At 58.7% G+C, this 23,986-nt stretch carries 16 protein-coding genes and 1 pseudogene; 10 read left to right on the top strand and 7 right to left on the bottom strand.

Annotation, left to right across the window (positions count from 1 at the left end):
• Positions 1–89 (top strand): annotated as a pseudogene (locus GTU76_RS06920) (cobalamin-binding protein); the annotation flags it as partial.
• 111 nt (positions 90–200) lie between these two features.
• Here the strand turns inward: GTU76_RS06920 and GTU76_RS06925 are convergent.
• The 5 genes from GTU76_RS06925 to GTU76_RS06945 all read right to left on the bottom strand — a co-directional run bounded on the left by GTU76_RS06925 (position 201) and on the right by GTU76_RS06945 (position 6,624).
• A complete protein-coding gene (locus GTU76_RS06925; protein ID WP_180698306.1) occupies positions 201–2,084 on the bottom strand; it encodes a TonB-dependent receptor domain-containing protein in 1,884 nt (627 codons plus the stop codon).
• Between the two features lie 165 nt (positions 2,085–2,249).
• On the bottom strand, positions 2,250–4,148 hold the full coding sequence (dxs, locus tag GTU76_RS06930) for a 1-deoxy-D-xylulose-5-phosphate synthase (protein ID WP_016984121.1): 1,899 nt from the start codon (positions 4,146–4,148) through the stop codon (positions 2,250–2,252).
• 91 nt (positions 4,149–4,239) lie between these two features.
• Complete coding sequence (gene ispA, locus GTU76_RS06935) at positions 4,240–5,127, bottom strand: (2E,6E)-farnesyl diphosphate synthase (protein WP_016984122.1); 888 nt, start codon at positions 5,125–5,127, stop codon at positions 4,240–4,242.
• The gene (locus GTU76_RS06940; protein ID WP_003228627.1) at positions 5,124–5,366 is read right to left on the bottom strand and encodes an exodeoxyribonuclease VII small subunit; all 243 of its coding nucleotides are present in this window, start codon (positions 5,364–5,366) and stop codon (positions 5,124–5,126) included. Before GTU76_RS06940 ends, ispA begins: the two co-directional genes overlap by 4 nt.
• Before the next feature lie 112 nt (positions 5,367–5,478).
• A complete protein-coding gene (locus GTU76_RS06945) occupies positions 5,479–6,624 on the bottom strand; it encodes a Fic family protein (RefSeq protein ID WP_016984123.1) in 1,146 nt (381 codons plus the stop codon).
• A 278-nt stretch (positions 6,625–6,902) separates the two neighbouring features.
• Here GTU76_RS06945 and GTU76_RS06950 point away from each other — a divergent pair, with 278 nt between their 5' ends.
• Genes GTU76_RS06950 through GTU76_RS06975 form a run of 6 tightly spaced genes read left to right on the top strand, consistent with a single transcriptional unit; the run spans position 6,903 to position 17,102 of the window.
• Complete coding sequence (locus tag GTU76_RS06950) at positions 6,903–7,694, top strand: YfaP family protein (protein ID WP_180698307.1); 792 nt, start codon at positions 6,903–6,905, stop codon at positions 7,692–7,694.
• A 52-nt stretch (positions 7,695–7,746) separates the two neighbouring features.
• On the top strand, positions 7,747–9,459 hold the full coding sequence (locus tag GTU76_RS06955) for a DUF2138 domain-containing protein (protein WP_180698308.1): 1,713 nt from the start codon (positions 7,747–7,749) through the stop codon (positions 9,457–9,459).
• Positions 9,444–10,094, top strand: coding sequence for a DUF1175 domain-containing protein (locus tag GTU76_RS06960; protein ID WP_102899863.1), 651 nt, complete (start codon positions 9,444–9,446; stop codon positions 10,092–10,094). The genes GTU76_RS06955 and GTU76_RS06960 overlap by 16 nt, the downstream gene beginning before the upstream one ends.
• On the top strand, positions 10,091–14,665 hold the full coding sequence (locus GTU76_RS06965; protein ID WP_180698309.1) for an alpha-2-macroglobulin family protein: 4,575 nt from the start codon (positions 10,091–10,093) through the stop codon (positions 14,663–14,665). Before GTU76_RS06960 ends, GTU76_RS06965 begins: the two co-directional genes overlap by 4 nt.
• Before the next feature lies 1 nt (position 14,666).
• On the top strand, positions 14,667–16,286 hold the full coding sequence (locus GTU76_RS06970) for a DUF2300 domain-containing protein (protein WP_180698310.1): 1,620 nt from the start codon (positions 14,667–14,669) through the stop codon (positions 16,284–16,286).
• Between the two features lie 3 nt (positions 16,287–16,289).
• A complete protein-coding gene (locus GTU76_RS06975) occupies positions 16,290–17,102 on the top strand; it encodes a YfaP family protein (RefSeq protein ID WP_180698311.1) in 813 nt (270 codons plus the stop codon).
• Between the two features lie 54 nt (positions 17,103–17,156).
• Here GTU76_RS06975 and GTU76_RS06980 read toward each other — a convergent pair whose 3' ends face one another.
• Positions 17,157–17,453, bottom strand: a complete 297-nt coding sequence (locus tag GTU76_RS06980; protein WP_016984129.1) for a type II toxin-antitoxin system RelE family toxin — start codon at positions 17,451–17,453, stop codon at positions 17,157–17,159.
• The gene (locus GTU76_RS06985; RefSeq protein WP_016984130.1) at positions 17,443–17,682 is read right to left on the bottom strand and encodes a type II toxin-antitoxin system RelB/DinJ family antitoxin; all 240 of its coding nucleotides are present in this window, start codon (positions 17,680–17,682) and stop codon (positions 17,443–17,445) included. Before GTU76_RS06985 ends, GTU76_RS06980 begins: the two co-directional genes overlap by 11 nt.
• Positions 17,683–18,053: 371 nt before the next feature.
• On the opposite strand from GTU76_RS06985, the gene GTU76_RS06990 reads away from it, so the two are divergent.
• Genes GTU76_RS06990 through GTU76_RS07000 form a run of 3 tightly spaced genes read left to right on the top strand, consistent with a single transcriptional unit; the run spans position 18,054 to position 23,948 of the window.
• Positions 18,054–21,344: a helicase-related protein gene (locus tag GTU76_RS06990; protein ID WP_180698312.1), complete on the top strand. Its 3,291-nt coding sequence runs from the start codon at positions 18,054–18,056 to the stop codon at positions 21,342–21,344.
• Positions 21,341–22,033, top strand: coding sequence for a DUF4391 domain-containing protein (locus tag GTU76_RS06995; RefSeq protein WP_180698313.1), 693 nt, complete (start codon positions 21,341–21,343; stop codon positions 22,031–22,033). The genes GTU76_RS06990 and GTU76_RS06995 overlap by 4 nt, the downstream gene beginning before the upstream one ends.
• A 43-nt stretch (positions 22,034–22,076) precedes the next feature.
• Positions 22,077–23,948 carry a site-specific DNA-methyltransferase gene (locus GTU76_RS07000; RefSeq protein WP_180698314.1) on the top strand — a complete coding sequence of 624 codons (1,872 nt, stop codon included), beginning with the start codon at positions 22,077–22,079 and terminating at the stop codon, positions 23,946–23,948.
• Positions 23,949–23,986: the final 38 nt, after the last annotated feature.

Consider the following 23,986-nt stretch of genomic DNA (forward strand, 5'->3'; position numbering starts at 1 on the left):
TGGTCACCGACAAAGGCCTTGAGCGCCCAAGTGGCCAAATGATCAGCGCTACCGCCAAACTCTGCCAATTGATCGCGCCTGACCGCTGAAACCGTGGTGACTTCTTCGCGAGCAAGCTCGCTCCCACAGGGGGATTGCATTCCAAATGTGGGAGCGAGCTTGCTCGCGAAGAGTCCAGCCAAAACACTGCAAATCTCAGGTCAAAGCTCAGGGGTCCAGGTGACACCAAACATCCACACTCGACCTTCTTCGCGATAGCCATACTGGCTGCCGTCATAGCTGTAGTTCGCGCGGCTGTAACCCTTGTCGAAAAGGTTATCGACCTTCAGATCCAGCTTGATCTCTCGATTCAGCGCCCAACTGCTGCGCAAGCCGAACAGCGCATAGCCGCCCAGCGCCTGCGTATTGTCCTTATCGTCATAACTGCTACTGACCGCCTGCCAACTGGCGCCGAGGCTGGCTTGATCAAATTGTCGATCGAGATCCCAGCTCAACGTCCGCCGCGCACGCCGGGCCAGCGTGTGCCCGGTATCGCGATCGCGCGGATCAATGATCGAAACGCCAAGATTGCTCTGCCAGCCGAACAGTTCCTGCTTCAGCGCCGCTTCAAAACCGTTGATCCGTGCCGAAGCGACGTTCTCCGGGCGTGAGTTGCTGCCGAAGATGATCGCGTCTTCCAGGTCGGTACGGTAAATCGATGCTTCCAGGCGGCTGCTGTCGCTCAACTGACTGCGCCATTGCAGCTCGTAGCTTTTCGAGGTTTCCGGTTTCAGGTCCGGGTTGCTGAAGTCCGGGTAGTACAGGTCGTTGAAGGTCGGCGCGCGGAAGCCTTCGCTGTAGCTCAGCAGCAAGTCGTTATCCGGGTTCAGCGGCAGGGTGAACGTGCCGCTCCAGGTGTTCTGGCTACCGAATTGCTGGTTGTCGTCATGGCGCAAACCCAGTTCCGTGGAGAACCTGTCGGCCTGATAACGATGCTGGATGAATGCGGCACGGTTCCAGCGGCTGTCTTCGTCGAATGCGGTGCTGCTGTTGACCCGGTCTTCGTACCAGTCGCCGCCGAGGATCAGGCTGTTACGGGCGTCCAGCGTCAGGTCATTCTGCCAGTTCACCGAGTCGCGGTAGGTGTTGAACACCGTGCGTTCGTCACTGAGTTTGTCGAGGGTCTTCTCGCGGTTTTCGGTATGGCCGAACTCGACGCGGGTTTTCCAGGTTTCATTGACCCGAGCATCGACGTAACTGCTGACACTGCTGACGTTGAAATCGCTGTACGGCTGCTGCTGTACCGACTCGAACGTGGTCATGTCGAAGCGACCGAACGGGTTGTCGAACTCGCTCTTGCCACGGCTATCCAGCAGATTGGCGCCGATTTCGATGTCATCGGTCAGCGCATGGCTCAGGCTCAGGCTGACGGATTTATTGCGATAGGCATCATGATCGCCATCACTTGGATACGACTCATGGGTACGGTCGATTCCAGCGGTTTCATCAAGGCTGGCGCCGAGATTGAAGCGGGTTTTCTCATCGCCGCCGGACAAGCCGAGGCTGCGCTGCCACGTTTGATGACTACCGAAACCGACGTGCATCCGTGGCTGCAAGCCTTGCTCAGTACCGCGTCGAGTGAAAATCTGAATCACCCCACCAATCGCATCGCTGCCGTAAATCACCGAGCGCGAACCGCGCAGCACTTCCACCCGTTCGATCTGCTCGATGTTCAGGTGCTGCAGGTTGCTGTCACCAGAGGTCGAACTGCCGATGCGCTGGCCGTCGACCAACACCAGACTCTGCGCCGACTGCGTGCCGCGAATGTAAATGCCCGGCAGACTGCCGCGCCCACCGGTCTGCGCCACTTGCACGCCGGGCACGCGCCGCAGCAGATCAGGCACGTCGCTCGGTTGCAGGCGGTCGAAGTCTTCGCGGGTGAACACCGTGTTGGCGGCGCTGCTGTCGTTGCGGGCTTCGACCTGGCGGTTGGCGGAGATCAGCGTATCCGGCAGCTTCAGCGCCTGATCACGCTCGAAGTTGTCGGCGAGGGCGTTGGCGGATGGCAGCAGGAAGAAGGGCAGGGCAAGGCGCGAGAGTTTCATCAGTGGTCCGTTGACGCGTAGAGCGGATTCAATTTTGTCAGTCACACAAACCACTGTGGGAGCGAGCTTGCTCGCGAATACGGTGTGTCAGTCAAAAATGACTCGACTGACAGTCCGCTTTCGCGAGCAAGCTCGCTCCCACAGGGTTTTGCACCGGTATCGCGATTACTTGTTGAGCAATTCCAGACGCTCACGAATCGACGCTTCGATCCCGGCCTCATCCAGCCCGCACTCAGCCAGCATCTGCGCAGGCTTGGCGTGTTCGACGTAAACATCCGGCAAGCCCAGATGCAGCATCGACTTGAGGATGTTCTCCCGCGCGAGGAATTCGCTAACCGCACCACCGGCGCCGCCCATGATCGCGTTCTCTTCGATCGTCACCAGCAGCTCATGGCTGCCGGCAATCTCGCGCACCAGCGCTTCATCCAGCGGTTTGACGAAACGCATGTCGACCACGGTGGCATCAAGCTTCTCAGCGACTTTCAGCGCCTCGGCCAGTTGCACCCCGAACACCAGCAAGGCGACTTTGCTGCCCTGACGACGGACGATGCCCTTGCCGATTTCGATCGGCTCGAGGTCTTTCTCGATAGTGGCGTTCGGGCCATTGCCGCGTGGATAACGCACCGCCGCCGGGCCGTTGTACAGATGGCCGGTGGTGAGCATTTTGCGCAGTTCGTTTTCATCGCTCGGCGTCATGATGACCATGCCCGGGATGCAACGCAGGTACGACAGATCGAAGCTGCCGGCGTGGGTCGGGCCGTCTTCGCCGACTAAACCTGCACGGTCGATGGCGAACAGCACATCGAGGTTTTGCACCGCGACGTCATGCACCAACTGGTCGTAACCACGCTGGAGGAACGTCGAATAGATCGCCACCACCGGTTTCGCACCTTCGCAGGCCATGCCGGCAGCGAACGTCACTGCGTGTTGCTCGGCAATCGCCACGTCGAAGTAGCGCAGCGGGAAGCGTTCGCTGAACGCCACCAGATCCGAGCCTTCCTTCATCGCCGGGGTAATCCCGACCAGACGTGGATCGGACGCGGCCATGTCGCACAGCCACTCGCCGAACACCGCCGAGTATTTCGGCCCGCTGGCCTTTTTCGGCGCAGCGGCCGGAGCGTCCAGTGGTTCGAGTTTGGTGATCGCGTGGTAACCGATCGGGTCAACTTCCGCCGGGGCGAAGCCTTTACCTTTCTTGGTGACGATGTGCAGGAACTGCGGGCCTTTCAGATCGCGCATATTGCGCAGCGTGGCGATCAGCGTTGGCAGGTCGTGGCCGTCGATCGGGCCGATGTAGTTCCAGCCCAGCTCTTCGAACAGCGTGCCAGGAACCAGCATGCCCTTGGCGTATTCTTCGGTGCGACGAGCGATTTCCCAGGCGCCGGGCAGGCGCGACAGGACTTTTTTGCTGCCCTCGCGCATGCTCGCGTAAGTGCGGCTGGAAAGGATCTTTGCCAGATAATTCGACAGACCGCCGACGTTGCGCGAAATCGACATGTCGTTGTCGTTGAGGATCACCAGCATGTTGGCGTTCACTTCCGGCGCATGGTTCAGCGCCTCGAAGGCCATGCCGGCGGTCAACGCGCCATCGCCGATCACGGCAATCGCCTTGCGATCGCTGTTCTGCAGGCGGGCGGCAATGGCCATGCCCAGCGCAGCGCTGATCGAGGTGCTGGAGTGGCCGACGCCAAAAGTGTCGTACTCGCTCTCGGCGCGACGCGGGAACGCGGCAATGCCGTCCTTCTGACGCAGGGTGCCCATGCGCTCGCGGCGACCGGTGAGGATCTTGTGCGGATACGCCTGATGCCCGACGTCCCACAGCAGACGGTCGTCCGGCGTGTCGAAGACGTAATGCAACGCGATGGTCAGCTCGATCACGCCCAGGCCGGCACCGAAATGCCCACCGGTCTGACCGACCGTGTAGAGCAATTCCAGGCGCAACTCATCGGCCAGGGTTTCCAGCTCGGCTTCGCCTAACCGGCGCAGGCCGTCCGGCGTATTCGCGCGGTCGAGCAGGGGCGTGGTCGGGCGCTTGCGGGGAATCTCATGAAACGTCGTGGGCATCAGGCGAATCGTTATAGGTATAAAAGATGCGGCAGTTTACCTGATGCATCGCCCCCTGCCCACGCGTTGGTCTTTTTTGGCGGATACGCCGTCAGTTGCGCCGCTCGACGATATACCGTGCCAGCTCGCGCAAGGGCTCGGCGGCCGCGTCAAACGGTCGCAGGGCGTGCAGGGCCTGATCGCGCAGTTCCAGCGCGTAGGCCTTGGCAGCGTCGAGACCGAGCAGCGCCGGGTAGGTCGGCTTGTCCCGAGCAATGTCGGCACCCTGGCGTTTGCCGAGGGTGGCGGTATCGCTTTCGACGTCGAGGATGTCGTCCTGTACCTGAAAGGCCAGACCAATGGCCTGTGCATAAGTCTGCAGGGCCTTGAGTTCGTCCTTCTCGGCGCGGCCGCTGGCCAGAGCACCGAGTTTGACGCTGACCTCGATCAGTGCGCCGGTCTTGTGCCGGTGCATCTGCTCGAGGGCTTTCTGATCGAGTTTCAGGCCAACCGAGCCGAGGTCGATGGCTTGACCGCCGACCATGCCGGCCGGGCCCGCAGCCTGTGCCAGCGCAGTGACCATTTGCAGGCGGATGTCGCTGCTGCAATCGCTCAGACGCGGGTCGAGCAGGGCGCTGAAGGCCAGGCTCTGCAAACCGTCACCGGCAAGAATCGCGCAGGCTTCATCGAATTTCTTGTGGGTGGTCGGCTGGCCGCGACGCAAATCGTCGTCGTCCATCGCCGGCAAATCATCGTGAACCAGCGAATAAGCGTGGATCAGCTCAACCGCGCAGGCCGCGCCGTTGGCTTGCTCAGCCTTGCCGCCGAGCGCTTCGCACGCCGCGTAGGCCAGCAGCGGTCGCACGCGTTTGCCGCCGTTCATCACGCTGTAGCGCATGGCTTCGTAAAGCCGCGCCAGCTCCGGCAATGGCGCGTTGAACTGAGTTTCCAGCGCTGCGTTAACCCGGGTCTGACTCGTCGCCGTATACGCTGCAATCATTCTGGCTGTTCCGCGTCGAAGGGTTCCTCGGCGAGTTCGCCATCGCGCTCCAGCAGCACTTGCACCTTCTGCTCAGCCTGCGCCAGCGCTGCCTGGCAGTCACGAGTCAGACCGATGCCTTGCTCGAAAGCGGTCAGCGAGTCTTCCAGCGACAACTCACCGTTCTCCAGACGCTCGACCAGTGTTTGCAGGTCGGCGAGAGACTGTTCGAAATCCAGTGCAGCTTTTTTGCGGGCCATGGCGGCGATTTCCGGTTGACGTTAAACCGGCGCGACACTAGCAGATAGGGGGTTTATGGGCAAATGGGCGGGCCGGCTCCCAAGGACAGAAATGGCTCTGTGCTGGGTGAGATTAATGTGTAGCTCTGTCGGGATAGTTGATCTGATAGCGGGTGCTACGACCCCCTCCCGGCAAGCGTTGAAGGCAACCTTTCTCCAGCAACTCCGCAAGGTGTCGGGTTGCTGTGGCCTTCGACACTTTCGCCACCGCTTGATATTGCCCGGCACTGATGCCGTGCTCAAAGCTCCGCTCGCCGCCGTCGAGCAGACGATTGAGCACTTTGACCTGCTCCGCCGAAAGTTCGGACTCGCGGTGTGCCTGCCAGAAACGCGTCTTGCCCAGCACGCTTTCAATGCGGGTGATGGCTTGTTGCAGACTGCGTAGCAAGGTTTGCAGGAACCATGTGAGCCATTCAGTGATGTCTAGTGTGGCTTTTTGACTCGATTCCAGAATCCGATAGTAGCCGGACCGATCATCCAGAATGCTCGCCGACATGGCGTAGAAACGGATGGCTTGCGCTTCGCCCTGTGCCAGCGCCAGATCAGTGATGGTGCGGGTCAGACGGCCGTTGCCATCGTCGAACGGATGCAAGGTGACGAACCAGAAATGGGCGATGCCCGCACGAAGCATCGGGTCCAGTGCTGTCTGATGCTGGCTGGCCTCGAACCATTGGAGAAATTGGTCGAGCTGCTGCTCAAGACCTTGGCGAGGTGGCGCCTCGAAATGAACTGTTGGACGATCAATACGACCCGAAACCACCTGCATTGGCTCGTCACCGCGTAGCGCACCCACATGCATTGAGCGCGCAGTAAGGTCAGCCTCTTGATCGGGAAACAGCCATTGGTGCCATTCCAGCAAGCGCTCCAGTATCAACGGTTCGGCAAATCGACGGGTGGCATCAAGCATGAGTTGCGCCAGACCTTCACTGCGTTGGCTGACTTTATCGCCGTCGATCAACTCCAGGCCCAAACGTCGCGCCAAGGATGACCGCACGGAGCCGACATTCAGTTGCTCACCTTCGATGGCCGAAGACGTCACGATATTCTGCAAAAGGGCGTCCAGTTCGGTCTGAGCCCCCAAAGAGTCACCTACCGAACCGGCCATACCCATCAACTGACCTTGGGCCTGTACACACTCGCGCAACAACGGTGCCAGGCGTTCCGCCTGCCAGTTGAAGTCGGGCCAATCGGGCTGCTGCCAGATCCAGTAAGTTGCCATTCGTTGCCTGCCTTGGGTCCGTGAGCCGAATAGAAATGCTATTCGGCTCATTTTGTGAGCCGAATATGAGGCCTATTCGGCTCACCGTCCACCGGATTGGCTTGATTCCTACAGCAACAGCACATGTATCTGATTGTTAAAAAACCGCCGAATCGCTAATCTTCGCGCCTTCTACGACCCCATAGTCACGGGTCTTTCAGACGAAACGCAGTTTTCACCGCTGTGAAGTACCGAGGATCGGGTGCAAGGTTTCGTTCAGGCATGGCAGGAGGCATTACATGCGTTCATTTCTTTGGCTACTGATCGGCCTGGCCTGCGCGCCCACGCTGTGGGCCGCGCCGAGTGCTGAACTGTCCGAACCGGTCGGTGGCTGGCGCTATCACGGCTTGCTCGATCGCACGGAAAACCCGCAAGTCGCCTATCCCACGCCGCCGATTGATCGCGGCATCCAGCGCAATCGCACGATGATCCAGGGCCAGCTCAAGTCCATCGGACACATGCGTCCGCCGCATAGTCTCGCGGTGAATGGCAATCCACTGAATCTGTACACCGACGACCAGGGTCGTTTTGCCCGGCCGTACGCGTTCGGCGCCGGCTCCAACAGCGTCGAGGTGATCAGCGCCGAAGGCCAGTCGCTCAAGCGCGTGCAATTTTATGAAGCAAACAATTTGCGCACGCCGGCACGAATTCGTCTTGTCTTGGGATGGGATGATCCGAAAGCCGAACTCGATCTGCACATTGTCACGCCCGATGGCCAGCATGCCTTCTGGGCGCGGCCGGCGCTGAGCAATGGCGGCGGTCTCGACCCGGATGGCGTCGATGGCCCCGGCCCGGAAATGTTCACCATGACCGCGCCGCTGCATGGCACTTATCTGGTTTACGTCAACTATTGGGGCAACTTCGGCAACGGCGGCTATAACTTCGAGGAGACCAGCAACCAGAACGAGGTGATCACCTCGCAAATCACGCTGGTGCTCAACGAAAACACCGTCGACGAAAAACGCGAAACGTTCATCGTGCCCCTGCGGGCGATCGGTGATCTGCTGTTGGTCAAGACTTTCAACTATTAAGTAAGCATTCCGCCACGGATGAAATCCTGAGCTTTGGGAAATGAGCGAGAAGATGAGCGATAACACTGTTACTCCGGCCGCCGACACGCCCGTGGCCAAACCTTCGCGGCGCTGGCCCTTGTTGCTGGCCGGGTTGTGCCTGGTGGCCGGCGTGGCGGGTGGTTTTGGCTGGCTGCTGCTCAAGCCCAAGGCGCCGCCGGCGGAATTGGCGAGTGACAAGCTCGGCTTGAGCCGCCCGGATGCGTTGCTCGAAACCCGCTCGCTGAGCCAGTTGCCCAAGGACTTGCTGACCGTGCCGTTCCTCAAAGCAACGCTCACCGAAGATTTCGTCTTCTATTACGAGACCCATGCTGATCGCCTTGGCTTGATCGGAAGTCTGCGCCGGATCATCTACGAGCATGATCTGAAGTTGCAGGACAGCCTGATCGAACAGCTTTTCGATCAGCCAGCCGATGTCGCACTGTGGCGTGGCGCGGATGGTCGCTTGAAGGATTTTCTGCTGGTGATGGATCGTGGTGGTCTGGCGAAACTGCTGGAGCCGCTGGCGAAAGTCGCGCTGGATGACACTCAGCTCAGTCAGATGGGCGAACTCAAGGTCGGCGGCGATAGCGTGCCGCTGTACCAACTGACCTATAACGCCAGCAAAGCGCTGTTGTTCGCTTCCCATGGTGACAAGCTGGTGGTGCTGTCCAATCCGGCCAAGTATTACGACCCGGAAAGCGGCGCGTCTGAAGAGTCGGGCCACGTCTCGCCACAAGCACTGGCGGCGCTGCTCAACGGCGAAAAACTATTCCCTGAAGCCTTCGGTCTGCCAGCGAAAACCCCAGAAACCAAGCAGCGTCTGTCGGTCAATTCCAGCGTTCTCGCCATGGGTTATCAGCGCTTCATCCCGAACTTCGCCGGGCTGCGGTTCGACATGGACGACAAGGGTTGGCACAGCTACCTCGCCATGGACGAGCTGGAAAACCAGCCCGACTTCGATTTCAAACCGGTCTGGCAAGCCATGCCGCTCGGCGCCAGTGCCTGCGTAACCTTGCCGGTCGCTGCCGAACCGCAAAAACCACTGCTGGTAAAACTCGGCGCCGAAGAAGCCGTGGCGCAGACCCTCACCGAACATGTGGCCGGCGCGGCGGGCCTGTGCTGGTACGCCGATTCGCGTTTGTACACACCGTTACTGGTGGCCAGTCTGAAGGACGAGGACAGCAGCAAACTCGACGGCGATCTCGGCAAACTGTTTGGCTCGATGGTCGGCGCGTTCGAGGCCAACGTCGAAGAAAACGTGTTCCCGGTGGTCGAGAAACAAGAAGGCCAGAGCCACGTCTGGCAGCGTCAAGTCAGTTCCAACTTCGGCCCGTATGCGGCGAAGACTGCGGAAAACCCGGATGCAATTTCCGGCAAGGCCTTCATGAAAGTCAGCCTCGCCCGTCACGGCTCGACGCTGCTGTTTTCCCTAGACGACAAACTGGTCGACAAGGCCCTCGGTACCCTCGACAAACGCTTCCCGCCGATGGCCGACGTGCTGCCCAAAGATGTGCTGATGCCGATCTATTTCGGCCCGGATTCGATGGCGCAACTGATGCAGCAGGAAACCCTCGATAGCCTGCCGCAGGACATGGAGCCGGTGTTCTATAACGCCGCGCAAACCTACCTGATTCCGAAACTGCGCACCCTCGGCGGCTATGGCAAATATGCCCTGACCTTGCCCGAAGGCAGCGAGCCTGACGGCCACTGGCAGTGGTTGCCGCTGGAATGGAAAGCGCTGTGACGACACTGATCCGCAGCCTCGGCCTGCTCGCGCTGTTACTCAGCGCGGGCGCCCGCGCCGTTGAAGCTCCAGCGCTGGATCCGGCGCAGTCCCAGGTGTTTCGCGCCTGGTTCGTGCGCATCGCCCAAGAGCAACTGAGCCAGGGCCCGAGCCCGCGCTGGTATCAGCAGGACTGTGCAGGGCTGGTACGTTTCGCTGCCAACGAAGCGCTGAAAGTCCACGACGACAAATGGCTGCGCAGCAATGGCCTGTCCAATCGCTATTTGCCGCCGGAGCTGTCGCTCAGCGATGAGCAACGCAAGTTCGCCCAGCAATGGCAGCAGGGCGGCGGCAAGGTCGGGCCGTACGTCAACGCGATCAAACTGATTCAGTTCAACAGCCATCTGGTCAGCCGCGATGTCTCGCAGGCACGGCCCGGTGATTTGATGTTTTTCGATCAGGGCGACGACCAGCACCTGATGATCTGGATGGGCCGCTACATCGCCTATCACACCGGCACTACCACCCCGACTGACAACGGCATGCGTTCGGCAAGCCTGCAGCAACTCATGACATGGAAGGACACCCGATGGATACCCGACGCAGCCAACCCCAACTTCATCGGCGTCTATCGACTGAACTTTCTCTCCCAATGACCGGTGCCCGCATGTTGCGTATCTGCTCGCGAATTCCTTTGCTGCTGGCGCTGTTGCTGCCATTGGCGACCGTTAACGCCGAAGATTCGGTTGAGCCGAGCGGCTATACGCCGGTGTCCGGTGAAAGCTTTTTCCTGCTCGCCGACAGTAGTTTCGCGGCGGACGAGCAGGCGATGGTGCGCCTCGAAGCGCCGGGCCGTGATTACCGTCGCTTCCGCATGGAACCGTACGGCGGCGCCGACATTCGCGTGTACCGGATCGACAAACCGCTGGATTTCCTCAAGCGCCAGAAGAACCTGCACCGCGTGGTCAGCGACGGCCAGTTCAAGGGCGAAGGCCTGTCCAACACCCTCGCGTATCTGTGGGACAACTGGTACCGCAAATCCCGGCGGGTGATGCAGCGCGCGTTCTCTTATGAATCGCGCAAACAGGTCACCGAAGAAGTGCCGGAACTGAAGATGGGCAACGCCATCGCAGCGCCGACGCCGTACGACGCGCAGCCGCAATTTGCGCTGATTCCGGGTCTGCCGGTGGTCAGCCAGTTCCGTTATCCGCTGTGGCAGGCCAAGCCGATTCAGCCGCCGGAAGGGGTGAATCTGGCGGGTTCTTCCAGCGATTTCGTTAGCGTCGCGCCCGGCAACGTTTATATCCCGTTGGGCAATCTGAAGCCGGGTCTGTATCTGGTCGAAGCGCTGATCGGCAAGTACCGCGCGACCACCATGGTGTTCGTCTCCAACACGGTTGCGGTGAGCAAGATTGCCGGCGATGAATTGCTGGTCTGGGCTGCGCGCAAACACGAAGGCAGTTCGGTACCGAAGGTCAATGTGCTCTGGACTGACGGCCTCGGCGTGATGAGCAGTGGCGCCACCGATGCCGATGGTTTGCTGCGCCTGAAACACGTCAGTCCTGAGCGCTCGTTCGTGATTGGTGAAGACGAAGAAGGCGGTGTGTTCGTCTCGGAGAACTTCTATTACGACAGCGAAATCTACGACACCAAACTGTATGCCTTCACCGACCGGCCGCTGTATCGCCCGGGTGATTGGGTGTCGCTGAAAATCGTTGGTCGCGAGTTCAAGAATGCGCGGGATTCGGTGTTGCCGGGGGCGGCGGATGTCACGGTCAGCGTGCTCGATGCCACTGGCACCGAGTTGCAGCACCTCGATTTGAAACTCGATTCGAAGGCCGGTACTCAAGGCCGCTTCCAGTTGCCGGATAACGCCGTGGCCGGTGGTTACGAGATTCGTTTCAACTACAAGGATCAGGCCTACAGCAGCGCTTTCCGTGTGGCGGAGTACATCAAGCCGCACTTCGAAATATCGCTGAACCTGGCCAAACAGGATTACCGCACCGGCGAGCCGGTCAAAGGCAGTCTGGTGTTGCTCTACCCGGACGGCAAACCGGTGGCCAACGCCAAGCTGACCCTGAGCCTGCGCGCCCAGCAACTGTCGATGGTCGACAACGAGCTGCAATACCTCGGGCAGTTCCCGGTGGAGCTGACCAGCACCGAACTGACCACCGACAGCAAGGGCAACGCGACCCTCGACCTGCCAGCCGCCGACAAACCGAGCCGCTACATGCTCACTGTGTTTGCCAGCGACGGCGCGGCGTATCGGGTCAAGACCACCAAGGAAATCCTCATCGACCGTGGTGCCGCGAGCTTCCGCTTGAGCGCGCCGCAACGCTTCAGTGCGGTCGGTGACAAGGTTGCGTTCAGCTACGCCAACGAAGGCGGCACTGAGCAAAGCAAAGCAGTGACGCCGAGCACGTATGGCTGGGTGCGTCTGGAAGACCAGAGCACCGGTGAAGGCAAACTTGCCGCGAAGGATAAAGGCTTCAGCCTCGCGTTCGAGCGTCCGGGCACCTACAACCTGACCTTGAAAGATCAACACGGTCGCGTCCTCGGTGCTACCGGGCATGCGGTCACTGGCGATGGCGTCAAAGCGGTGCCAGGAACCGTGGAAATCGTCCTCGACAAGCCTGAGTACAAGGCCGGCGATGAAGCGCTGGCGCTGATCACGTTCCCGGAACCGGTCAGTGATGCATTGCTCTCGCTGGAACGTGACAAGGTCGAAGCCACTGCGCTGCTGGCCAAGGGCGGCGACTGGCTGAAACTGGAAAAACTCAGCGATAACCAATACCGCGCACGTATCCCGGTGAAGGACAACTTTGCACCGAACCTGACCTTCTCCGTGCTCTACACCAAGGGCGGTCAGTACAGCTTCCAGAATGCCGGGATCAAAGTGGTCGCGCCGCAAATCGACGTGGCGATCAGCACCGACAAAGCAGTGTATCTGCCGGGCGATACCGTCACGGTTGACCTGACTACGCAGTTCGCCGGCAAAGCGGTGCCGGCGCATCTGACCGTCAGCGTCGTCGACGAAATGGTCTACGCGCTGCAACCGGAAGTCGCGCCGACCATCGACCAGTTCTTCTACCACCCGCGCCGTAACAACGTGCGCACCAGTGCGAGCCTGTCATTCATCAGTTACGACGTCGCGTTGCCGGGTAGCCCCGGTGCGCCGGGCAAAGCCAATCGCAGTGAGCGCGGGGTGAAAGTGCTGGAGCGGCCGCGTCGTGAAGACGTCGACACCGCTGCGTGGCAACCGGAGTTGTTGACCGGTGCCGATGGCAAAACCCGCTTCACCTTCAAGATGCCGGACTCTTTGACCCGCTGGCGCATCACTGCTCGCGCCATCGCCGATGACGGTCAGGTCGGGCAGAAGAAGCAGTTCGTTCGCTCGGAAAAACCGCTGTACCTGAAGTGGAGCGGCCCGAGCAAATTCCGCAAGGGTGATCAGCCGCAACTCGGCGTGTTCGCCTTCAGTCAGGCCGAGAAACCGGTCAAGGCTGAACTGGTGACTCACTACGCGGGCGCTGAACAACGCCTGCCGGTGACCTTGAACAATGGCATCAATTATCTGCCGCTGCCGGCGTTCACATTGGCTTCCGGCGAGTGGACGGCGGAGCTGGTGCAGGACGGCAAGACCGCCGATTCCCTCGCTGTGCGCCTCAGTGCGACCGGTGATGGCTGGCAGGTGACGCAGACGCAAAGTCTCGATGTCGCCAGTGGTGACACGCCGTTGAGCCTGCCGGCCGACGCCAGCGATATTCGCCTGCGTCTGGATGACAGTCCGCAAGCGTTGTTCCGTTCGGCACTCGATGATCTGCTCAGCTATCCGTACGGCGGCGTCGAGCAGACGGCCAGCCGTTTGCTGCCGCTGAGCATCGCCTATCCATCACTGGCATCGAATCCGCAGATCCGCGATCGCTTGCGCCTGATCATGCAGAACAGCCGTCTGCGTCTGGTGCAAATGGCCGGGCCGTCGGCGAGCTTCACCTGGTGGGGTTATGACGGTGAGCCGGATGCTTTCCTCACTGCCTACGCCTATTACGCCGACTGGAACGCCAGCCAAGTGCTGGAGCTGACCCTGCCGCCGGAACACTGGCAGCGTGTGCTGGAGGTGTACGCCAAGCAGGCGCCGAACACGCCGTTGCTGCAACGGGCGCTGATTCTGTCGTTTGCCAAGCAGATGCATTTGCCGGTGAACACACTGCTCAGCGGCTTGATGGACGATCTGGCCAAGGCCGGCGAAGGCAATGCTGAAACCATGCTCGACGATGGTGAAGACAGTCTGGTGATGAGTGATCCGGATTCGGCGCTTGGTCTGGCGGCGGCCCGGGTGCTGACCGCTTCGTTGGCCACACAGTCGAAAGTGGCCTTGCCGGACGCGTTCAATCGTCAGATGGCTGCTGCGCAACAGCGTCTGGCGGTCAGTTCGCAGCCGTTTGCCGAAGCCTTGAACCTGTCGCTGCAACCGTTCGATCAGACGCGCTCGCAAGCGCTGTTGCAGCGTCTGCTGCCGCAACAATCGACCCTCGAACGTGCGCTGGCGTTGACCTGGCTGCAACGCAGCATCGCCCAGGCTTCGCCGACCATTGCGCTGACGCCGGGTGAAGGCTGGAAGAAAAACTACGGTACAACCGGTGAGATGTACTGGACTTGGCAAGGTGCGACACCGGTGCCAAGTGTGTTGACGGTGTCCGGTACTCAGGAGCGTCCGCTGCGTGCGGCGTTGAGCTTCCAGACCCAGCAACCGGCGGTCGATCCGATGGCCGTGACCATCACCCGTCGCCTGTCGCGACTGGTGCCGGGCGACGAAGCGTTCACCTTCAAGCTGGAGCCGGTCGGCACCAAGCCGCTGTCCAGTGACAGCCTGTATCTGGACGAAGTGATCCTCACCAGCAAAGCGCCGAAACCGCTGCGCTACGGCATGCTCGAAGTGCCGTTGCCGCCGGGCGCCGATGTCGAGCGCACGACGTGGGGCATCAAGTTGCAGGGCAAGGACGGTACCGAGCCGACCGCGCTGGAGAAGGCGCGCTTCGAACCGGGTCAACTGGCGTACGCGGTGCCGGTCGATGCGCTGAGCGGCGAATTACGCCTGCGCCATCTGGTGCGCTTCTCGCAGAAGGGCCAGTTCAGCTTGCCGCCGGTGCGCTTCAAGCAAGTCTACGCGCCACAGCATCAGGCTCAGGAAGCGAAAGCTGCCCTCGGTCAGGTCACGGTCAACTGACATGAGCCGGCCGCTGCTGTGGCTGCTGATATGTATGTTCCCTGCGCTGGCGACGGCGCAGGATGAGCCGCTGCGCGTGGCCTATAAGGGCGAGTTGTTGTCGTTGAGTCAGACGCAACTGATCGCCCGTGAACCGTTACCGTCATCGCTGGATACGCCGCTGGGCAGTCTGTGGAAGTTGTTTGTCTACGCGTGGCTGTTCGATACAGGTGCTCGGGAGCCGGCGTATGAATGTCGCGGGCAGTCGAAGGACGAGGTTTATTGCTGCGCGGCGGGCGGCAGAATCGAGCGCGATCAGGCGCTGGTGAAATCCTGCGGGTTGTATTTTGAGCCTGCACGGTTGGGCATTTCTTCTGCCGATTGGCGGACGTATTGGCAAGCGCGACAGGCACCGTCGTGGTTGCTGGACTTGCCATCGGTGCAACCGGCTCAACGGGTGTCCGTGGTTGATTTGCTGAAGGTCTTGGCCTCACTACCGGCGCAGGATCAGGCGCGTCGAGTGCTGCTCGATGTGGTGCTGAATGCGGCGGATGGCAATGTCGTTGGCGAACTGGGCGGGCGTTTGCGGGTGAAAACCTGGAGCTGGCTCGGCGATCAGGACCCGCAGTCGCGGCAGGGTGGATTTGCCGGTTGGACGGCGGATGGTTCGCCGATCTGGGCGGGCGGACGTGGCACCAGCCAGATGGTCTTGCGCCATTACGGCCAGGCGTTGGCGACCGTATTGCCAGCGGTGTGGCCGGCAGAGGCGGGGCGTTGTGTTGAAGTCGGGTTGTTCTCGCGTTATCCGGTTACGCGGGTTCTGACTGGCGAGCGGGTGGTGACTTCCGGCCCGTTGCAAGGCGATTACCGCGTCGAATTCGCCAATGGCAACGCGCTGGATATCCACAGCGACGGCGAACTGTTTCTGCTCAACGACAAACTCGTCGCAAGGCTTGATCGCGAAGAGTACGTCGCTCGCGTGCTGGAACGTGAAGCCAAACCTGAACCCGCCGAAGCTGCCAAGGCGTTGGCCGTAGCGATCCGCACGTATCTGCTGCAAAACGCCACACGCAACGGCGACTGCCTGAGCATCGATGACAGCAGCAACCGCCAACGCGTGGCGCCGCGCCCGGCCTCCGCCGAATCACGCAGCATCGCTGCATGGACGGCCGACCTTGTGCTGGCTGGCAGCACCGTCACCTATCACTCCGATCAACCCGGCCCGGACAAACTCGCCTGGCAGCAAGCCGTCGAGCAAGCCAATGCCGGCCAACGTTACGACGCGATTCTGCTGCACGCCTATCCGCGCGCCAGCCTCAGTCGTTGGGACAACCCGGTTGCATCCTGCGAAGCGCTGCCCGCCGCGCAAGACTGGCTGCAAAAACAACGTCGCGGCTGGCGCCCGACGCTGGAAAGCGAAACCGGCTACAACGAAGTCAGCACCTTCGCCGTGTGCAAACTGGCCTTCGGCAGGCCCTTCGTCGATCGCGAACGCCAACGTATTTACGTGCGTGGCGTACTGACCCTGCAGGATCGCCTCGACCTGACCCACGAATATCTGCACCTGGCCTTCGAAGCACACCCCAACGGCCAGGATGAAACCTACATCGAAGGGCTCGCCCGTCACCTTTTGCTGGAATAGACCATGACACTCCGTTATCCACAGGTCTTGCTGCTGCTCTGCACGTTGACCGCGTTAGCGCCGGCCATCGCCGCCGACAGCGTCAAACTCGACACCCCGGTCGGCGGCTGGCGCAGCGGCGCCCCCGAAGGCGAGGGCGAAAGCTTCCGCCAGACCGTCAACTACCCGGCCTCGTCGGTCAACACCCCGGTCGGCCAGGCCAACACCGCCCGCATCAGCGGCGAGATCAAAGCTACGTCAAAGAACAACGAGCCCGGCCGCCTGATCGTCAACGGCGTCAGCATGCCGCTGAAAATCGACGACAGCGGCCGCTTCGACCGCCCGTTCTCCTTCCCCAACGGCAGCAACAGCGTCGAAGTGCGCAGCCCCGACGGCCAACAACGCCACCGTACGCAATTCCTCAACACCAGCGGCGGCGCCACCCCGGCAAAACTGCGCGTACTGCTGGCGTGGGACAGCGATGGCACCGACCTCGACCTGCACCTCGTCACCCCCGACGGCGCGCACATCTGGTACGGCAACCGCACCGCACCTAACGGCGCCGCGCTCGATGTCGACGTTACCACCGGCTACGGCCCGGAAATCTTCGCCATGCCGGCGCCGATCAAGGGCCAGTATCTGGTGTATGTGAATTACTACGGCGGTGGGTATCGCGGGGATGATGAGGGCGGCGATGAAGCGGCGCAGGCGCTGACCACGGCGCAGGTGACGGTGATTACTGAAGAAGGGACGCCGAGCGAGAAGATGGAGACTTTTCTGATCCCGATGCGGACGGCGGGGGAGTTGACGTTGGTTAAGGCGTTTAGTTATCCGTGAGGGAATTGGGCTGCGGGTTGCTGCCCAATTTCAGGTCGCAGACATTGGACCGACTCAGGGCAGGAGCGAAAGACGGTCCTGCGCAACCTCGTAAGCAGCTTCTCTCTCTCGCTTCCCGATTGCGATTACGAACACCACAATCTCTTGATCAAGGACCTGATAGATCAGGCGATAGCCAGCGCTTTTCAGCTTCACTTTGTAGCAATCCGGGAGCTCGCGAAGTCGATTGGCTTCTATTCGAGGATTCTCCAATACCTCTGTGAGTTTCTTCTTGAACTGGTGGCGAACCGTATCGCCGAGTTTGTTCCACTCCTTTAAAGCACGACGATCAAATTCAAGGTTATAGGTCATCCAGACTTACCTTGACTCGTTGAGGTGCCGCGAGGCGTTCGGTGACTACGGCTATGAGTACTTCATCTTCCTCGCTGAGCAATGCTGCTTTGAAGGGTAGCTTGCCTCGCTCGGCGACGTATTGGAGTGTCTGGCGCAAAAGCTCTGAGGGGGTTACTCCCAGCTTTTCCAGTTCGGCGAAGGAGCGCTGCTTCAGATCATCGTCGATGCGAATGTTGATGGAGGCCATGATGAAATACCTGTAATGACGTTTGTCGTTACGGTACCAAGAGGCTCTTCTGTTCGACAAGCGCGAATTTATGTTTCAGACGGTAGGCCGGGTTTATTTCAGGCATTAAAAAGCCGGCTTGTGGGCGGCGTTATTTTTGAGTTTTTGTCTTGTTTTGCTGGGCTTGATGGCTTTCTATATTTCTATCCCCCCATTTGTCCCCCCACTACGGTCGTTCGTGCGCTCACCCATTCAACCGCAAGGTTGGGATCGTCATGGTGTTCATTGGGCTGAAATTTTGCGTACGTGGCAATCTGCTGGCTAGTAACCCGTGATATTCGTCGCAAGCTCCATGATAATCCCCTCAGCTCGCATAAAAGGGAATCCTTCATATGGAACTGATCGACAACATCAATACCCTGCTTGGTGAAAGCCTCAAAGGTACGATCAAGCCGGGTTCAAAGCTGAAGATCGCCGCTTCGTGCTTTTCGATCTATGCCTATGTGGCGCTGAAGAAGGAGCTGGAAAGCATAGACTCCTTGGAGTTCATCTTCACCTCGCCGACCTTCGTACCCAATGAGGTCAGCGACAAGATCAAGAAGGAGCAGCGCGAGTTCTATATCCCCAAGGCAGAGCGCGAGCGCAGCCTCACGGGTAGTGAGTTTGAGATCCAGTTGAAGAATCAACTTACTCAAAAGGCCATCGCCAAGGAGTGTGCTGACTGGATACGCCGTAAGGCTACTTTCCGTTCCAACCGGGCTCAGGCTCCGATGCAGCCCTTTATCGGTTCACAGGCTGAGTCAGGTGACGCTGTATTTATGCCCGTTCAGGGATTTACAGCTGTCGATCTGGGCTACCAGAAAGGTGGCGCGCTCTCGAACATCGTTTCCCGTTTCGATGAACCGGCCCACACGGGTATGTTCCTCAACTTGTTCGAGCAGATTTGGAGCGATCCGGAAAAGCTTGAAGATGTGACTGCTCGGCTCTGCGATCACATCGCGTCGGTCTATCAGGAGAACGCCCCAGAGCGAATCTATTTTCTAATGCTCTACAACATCTTTCGCGAGTTCCTAGAAGACATAAATGAGGATGTGTTACCCAATGACCGCACTGGATATCAAGACAGCCTGATCTGGCAAAAGCTGTTCAACTTCCAGCGGGACGCGGCCACCGGATTGATCAACAAACTGGAAACCTACAGCGGCTGCATCCTGGCTGACAGCGTAGGCCTGGGTAAAACCTTCACCGCATTGGCGGTTATCAAGTATTACGAACTGCGTAACAAGTCCGTTTTGGTGCTATGCCCGAAGAAGCTCTCCGATAACTGGCGGAACTACAACCAGAATCTCAAGACCAACATCTTTGCCAAGGATCGCTTTAGCTACGACGTGCTCTGTCACACCGATCTGACTCGTATCCGTGGCGAGTCGCTGGGCATTCCGCTGGATCGCGTCAACTGGGGTAACTACGACCTAGTAGTGATCGATGAGTCGCACAACTTCCGTAACAACGACGTCTATAAAGACAAAGAGACCCGTTACCAGCGGCTGATGAATCAAGTCATTCGTCAAGGCGTGAAGACCAAGGTACTGATGCTCTCCGCCACCCCGGTCAACAATCGCTTCAGCGATTTGCGCAACCAATTGGCCTTGGCCTACGAGGGCGACAGCGACAACCTCAGTAAGAAGTTGCGCACTGAAAAGGACATCGACGGTATCTTCCGTCGCGCCCAGGCAGCCTTCAACGTTTGGACCGGTTTGCCGCCGGAAAAACGCACTGCAGCGGCGATTCTCAATACCCTTGATTTCGATTTCTTCGAGCTGCTCGACAGCGTCACCATTGCTCGTTCGCGACGGCATATCGAGACCTTCTACAACACCGCCGACATCGGCAGCTTCCCTGAACGCCGCAAGCCACTGTCGTTTCATTGCCCGTTGACTCCGCGTGGTGACGTCATAGGCTTCAACGAAATCTTCAATCGGCTGTCGCTGCTTAAGCTCGCCGTGTACGCGCCGGTTAGCTACATCCTGCCGAGTCGGTTGAAAAAGTACGAAGAAATGTACGACACCGAAGTGGAAGGAGGTAAAGGCAAGCTCAAACAGGTCGACCGCGAGAGAAGCCTGCAAGCGCTCATGACCACCAACCTGTTGAAGCGGCTGGAGAGCTCGGTCGAGTCTTTCCGCCTGACCCTGAAAAATCTGCAGAGCACGCATCGGAACGCGCTGGACAAAATCGCCACTTTCAAGAAAACCGGCCTTGCCAGTGACTTCGCCGACGTTACCGCTGCCTTTGAAGATGCCGATTTTGACGACGACAACTTACCGTTGCCTGGCGACATTACGATTGGTAAGAAGATTCAGATCAGCTTGGAAGACATGGACGTGCCGTCGTGGGAGCAAGACCTGGAAGGCGACCTAATCTTCATTGAAGAGTTGCTGGCTGAAATGGCCAAGGTCACACCAGCCGATGACGCCAAACTGCAGCACCTGAAAACCCAAATCACCAGCAAGCTGGCATCGCCGATCAATCCTGGCAATCGCAAGGTGCTGATTTTTACCGCCTTCGCCGATACCGCCAATTACCTCTATGACAACCTTGCTGAGTACCTGCTGAGCGCTCACAAGGTGCATTCCGGCAAGGTCACCGGCAGCGATGCGCCCAAGTCCACCCTCGGCACTATGCCGGGAAGTCGCCAGACTTACGACTTCCAAGGTTTACTGACGCTGTTTTCACCGCGCTCGAAAGAAAAAGCGCTGATTTACCCGGACGAGCCGCGTGAAATCGACATCCTCATCGGTACCGACTGCATCTCCGAAGGCCAGAACCTGCAGGACTGCGACTACCTGATCAACTACGACATTCACTGGAACCCGGTGCGCATCATCCAGCGCTTTGGCCGGGTGGATCGTATTGGCTCGCAGAACGCCAGCATCCAGTTGGTCAACTACTGGCCAGACATTAGCCTCGACGAGTACATCAACCTCAAAGAGCGGGTTGAAAACCGCATGATGATCGCTGACGTTACCGCCACTGGCGACGACAACGTGCTCAGCGCCCAGGCCAACGACGTGGCATACCGCAAAGAGCAACTGCGACGTTTGCAGGATGAAGTTATCGAGATGGAAGACATCAAGACCGGCGTCTCCATCACCGACCTCGGCCTTAATGATTTCCGCATGGATTTGCTCAGCTACATCAAGGCCAATGGTGACCTCGGCAGCATCCCCAATGGCTTACACGCCGTTGTGCCGGCACGGCAGGAACTTGGCTTGGTGCCCGGCGTGATCTTCACCTTACGCAATCGCAAGCACGGCGCCAGCCTCAATCAACAGAACCGCCTGCATCCCTTCTACCTGATCTATATCAGTCTGGAAGGGCAGATCATCAGTGATCAGACAGAAGCCAAGCGTTTGTTGGACCTGGCTCGCAGCGCCTGTAAGGGCCACAGACAGCCGATCAGTGATGCCTACCAGCGGTTCAATCAGTCCACCCAGGACGGGCGTAACATGCGTGCCTACTCCAACCTACTCGACCAAGCGATTCGCTCGATGATCGATGTGAAGGAAGAGAAAGACATCGACAGTCTGTTCAGCGGCGGTAAGACCACCGCGCTGGTCGACACCATCTCTGGGCTGGATGATTTCGAGTTGATTACTTTCATTGTCATTCAGGCCGTGGCATGAGCCAGGCCGCAGTCACTCCGGCAGTTACGTCAGCGCTATTTAGTTTTCCGCCGCAGGCCAAGGTTGGTCGTGTGGTGGCGAAGAACAAAATCTATGAGCGCGGTTCTGTTGGCTCGATACTGCGCGATAAATTTATTGCCCAGGTCGAGCAAATCACCTGGCAGTACAAACTGGCCCCGGAAACCATTAATCTGCCGGCGCGGGGCGGTGTCGTAGAAATTCAGATTTTCGACATTGCACTAAAAACCGCCGAACTCGATGAAGATGTAATGCGCGCCATCGATCGCGCTATTCCACTGCCGATCATCTTTCAGTTGCACCATGAGCAGCGCACCCGCATGGTTGCGACCTTTAAGCGCCCCAGCGAAGCCGATGCTAGCAAGTGGGTAATCGATGGTTACTTCGCCGGAGCTTGGCTGGCTGCTGATGACGAACGTCAGCCCTTGCCGGTGGCGCTGGATCTGTATGGTCTCTACGAACAACTGCTGCGCAGCTTGCTACCGCAGCGGGCGTGGCCCGGAGAAAGCCTGCCCGAGCAACTGCTGCGACTGGCTCAGCTGCGCAGCCTGCAAGGCGAGCAGCGCAAGCTGGAGGCGCGTTTGCACAAAGAAATACAGTTCAATCGCAAAGTAGAGCTCAACGCTCAATTGCGGGAACTGCAGACCCAAATTGATCAGCTGAGCACGTGAGCGCCAGTTCGTACCCAAGAATTCAAGAATTACAGGACGTCCCATGGACAAGCTGAAGATGCACTCTCCAAACATGGCCGAAGCCAATATAAACAAGCTGGCAGAGTTATTCCCGAACTGCATCACCGAAGCTCGGGATGCAGCGGGCGAGCTGAAGAAGGCCATCGACTTCGATCTGCTTCGTCAGGAGCTGTCTTCGTCCATCGTAGAGGGGGCACAAGAGCGCTATCAGCTGAATTGGCCGGGGAAGCGTGAGGCGTTGCTCGCGGCTAATGCGCCGATAGCCAAGACGCTACGTCCTTTCAGAGACGAGAGCGTCGATTTCGACAGCACTCAGAATCTGTTCATCGAAGGCGACAACCTGGACGTGATCAAGCTGTTGCAAGAGAGCTATCTCGGCAAAGTGAAAGTAATTTACATCGACCCTCCCTACAACACTGGTAGGGACTTCATTTATGACGATGACTTCAAGGATGACACCGAGAGCTACCTCCTGCGCTCAAATCAGGCTGACGACTCAGGCTTGCGTATTGTGGCGAATACAGAGGCCAATGGTCGCTTCCATTCCGACTGGTTGACGATGATTTATTCACGTCTTCGGCTTGCTCGCAATCTCCTGCGGGACGATGGTGTAGTGTTTATTTCTATTGATGACAACGAAGTCGACAACTTGCGTAAGGTTTGCAGTGAGGTTTTCGGAGAGGAAAATTTCGTGGCGCAGGTTATCTGGCAGAAAGTCTTTTCGCCGAAGAATTCTGCGAGATGGTTTTCTGAAGACCACGACTACGTGCTGGTGTACGCCAAATCGAAAGACCAGTGGACCCCAAACCTTCTCCCTCAAACGGAAGAAATGATAGCGCGATACAAGAATCCTGATGGCGATTCCCGTGGCCCATGGACGTCAAGTGATCTCGCCGCCAGAAATCGCTACGATGCTGGGCTTTACCAAGTGGAGTGCCCTTCTGGTCGGATAATTGATGGTCCCCCCAAAGGCCGATACTGGGGGATAAGTGAAGCCAACTTTAAAAAGCTAGATCAGGATAATCGAATTTGGTGGGGGGAGGACGGCAGCAATATGCCGCGCTTGAAGAGGTTCCTGTCTGAGGTTCAGCAAGGTCGCACGCCTCAAACCTTATGGACTTATAAAGAGGTCGGTCATACGCAGGACGCAAAGAAAGCGCTTCTGAAGTATGTGCAGTTTGAGCATACAGAGAACGTCCTTAATTCGGTGAAACCGGTGGAGCTGCTGCAACGCATTCTCCAACTGGCAAGCAAGCCTGACGATAGCAGCATCATTCTCGATTTTTTTAGCGGCAGTGGAACAACAGCACACGCTGTGCTGAAACAGAACGTTGAAGATGGTGGGAATCGGCGTTTTATCGGCGTTCAGATTCCAGAACCATTGCCAAAGCCGGAACCGGGGCTCTCTTCAATCTTTGAGATGGGGCTCAATCGTGTTCGGAACTTCAGTACTGAAGTCCGAATGCTGGACGGGGCGGTGAAGTGCGATTTGGGCTTTCGAGTTCTGAAAACAGATACGTCCAACATGAAAGAGGTGTATTACACCCCGGACGCAGTGAGCCAGGATCTTCTTTTCGATCAAGTCGACAATATCCGTGAAGACCGCACTCCCGAAGATCTGCTGTTTCAGGTGCTTCTGGACTGGGGGGTGGATCTGGCCCTTCCTATCAGCCAGCGAGTTATCGACGGCAAGACCGTGTTTTTCGTTGACGGCAATGCACTGGTCGCCTGCTTCGATATCGGTATCGACGAAGACTTTGTCAAACAGCTCGCCGGACATAAGCCGCTACGTGTGGTGTTCCGCGACGCCGGCTTCGCCAGTGATAGCGTGAAAATCAACGTCGAGCAGGTATTCAAGCTGCTTTCGCCAGCTACCGAAATTAAGACGCTTTAAGGGGCTGATATGGATGCTCAAGCCATGCAGACACTACT

It is taken from the genome of Pseudomonas crudilactis (genome assembly GCF_013433315.1).
Lineage (GTDB): Bacteria > Pseudomonadota > Gammaproteobacteria > Pseudomonadales > Pseudomonadaceae > Aquipseudomonas > Aquipseudomonas crudilactis.

Bases quoted from the DNA above. Each gene is read 5' to 3' on its own strand.
- GTU76_RS06925 (WP_180698306.1), bottom strand. From the start codon at position 2,084: ATGAAACTCTCGCGCCTTGCCCTGCCCTTCTTCCTGCTGCCATCCGCC.
- dxs (WP_016984121.1), bottom strand. From the start codon at position 4,148: ATGCCCACGACGTTTCATGAGATTCCCCGCAAGCGCCCGACCACGCCC.
- ispA (WP_016984122.1), bottom strand. From the start codon at position 5,127: ATGATTGCAGCGTATACGGCGACGAGTCAGACCCGGGTTAACGCAGCG.
- GTU76_RS06940 (WP_003228627.1), bottom strand. From the start codon at position 5,366: ATGGCCCGCAAAAAAGCTGCACTGGATTTCGAACAGTCTCTCGCCGAC.
- GTU76_RS06945 (WP_016984123.1), bottom strand. From the start codon at position 6,624: ATGGCAACTTACTGGATCTGGCAGCAGCCCGATTGGCCCGACTTCAAC.
- GTU76_RS06950 (WP_180698307.1), top strand. From the start codon at position 6,903: ATGCGTTCATTTCTTTGGCTACTGATCGGCCTGGCCTGCGCGCCCACG.
- GTU76_RS06955 (WP_180698308.1), top strand. From the start codon at position 7,747: ATGAGCGATAACACTGTTACTCCGGCCGCCGACACGCCCGTGGCCAAA.
- GTU76_RS06960 (WP_102899863.1), top strand. From the start codon at position 9,444: ATGGAAAGCGCTGTGACGACACTGATCCGCAGCCTCGGCCTGCTCGCG.
- GTU76_RS06965 (WP_180698309.1), top strand. From the start codon at position 10,091: ATGACCGGTGCCCGCATGTTGCGTATCTGCTCGCGAATTCCTTTGCTG.
- GTU76_RS06970 (WP_180698310.1), top strand. From the start codon at position 14,667: ATGAGCCGGCCGCTGCTGTGGCTGCTGATATGTATGTTCCCTGCGCTG.
- GTU76_RS06975 (WP_180698311.1), top strand. From the start codon at position 16,290: ATGACACTCCGTTATCCACAGGTCTTGCTGCTGCTCTGCACGTTGACC.
- GTU76_RS06980 (WP_016984129.1), bottom strand. From the start codon at position 17,453: ATGACCTATAACCTTGAATTTGATCGTCGTGCTTTAAAGGAGTGGAAC.
- GTU76_RS06985 (WP_016984130.1), bottom strand. From the start codon at position 17,682: ATGGCCTCCATCAACATTCGCATCGACGATGATCTGAAGCAGCGCTCC.
- GTU76_RS06990 (WP_180698312.1), top strand. From the start codon at position 18,054: ATGGAACTGATCGACAACATCAATACCCTGCTTGGTGAAAGCCTCAAA.
- GTU76_RS06995 (WP_180698313.1), top strand. From the start codon at position 21,341: ATGAGCCAGGCCGCAGTCACTCCGGCAGTTACGTCAGCGCTATTTAGT.
- GTU76_RS07000 (WP_180698314.1), top strand. From the start codon at position 22,077: ATGGACAAGCTGAAGATGCACTCTCCAAACATGGCCGAAGCCAATATA.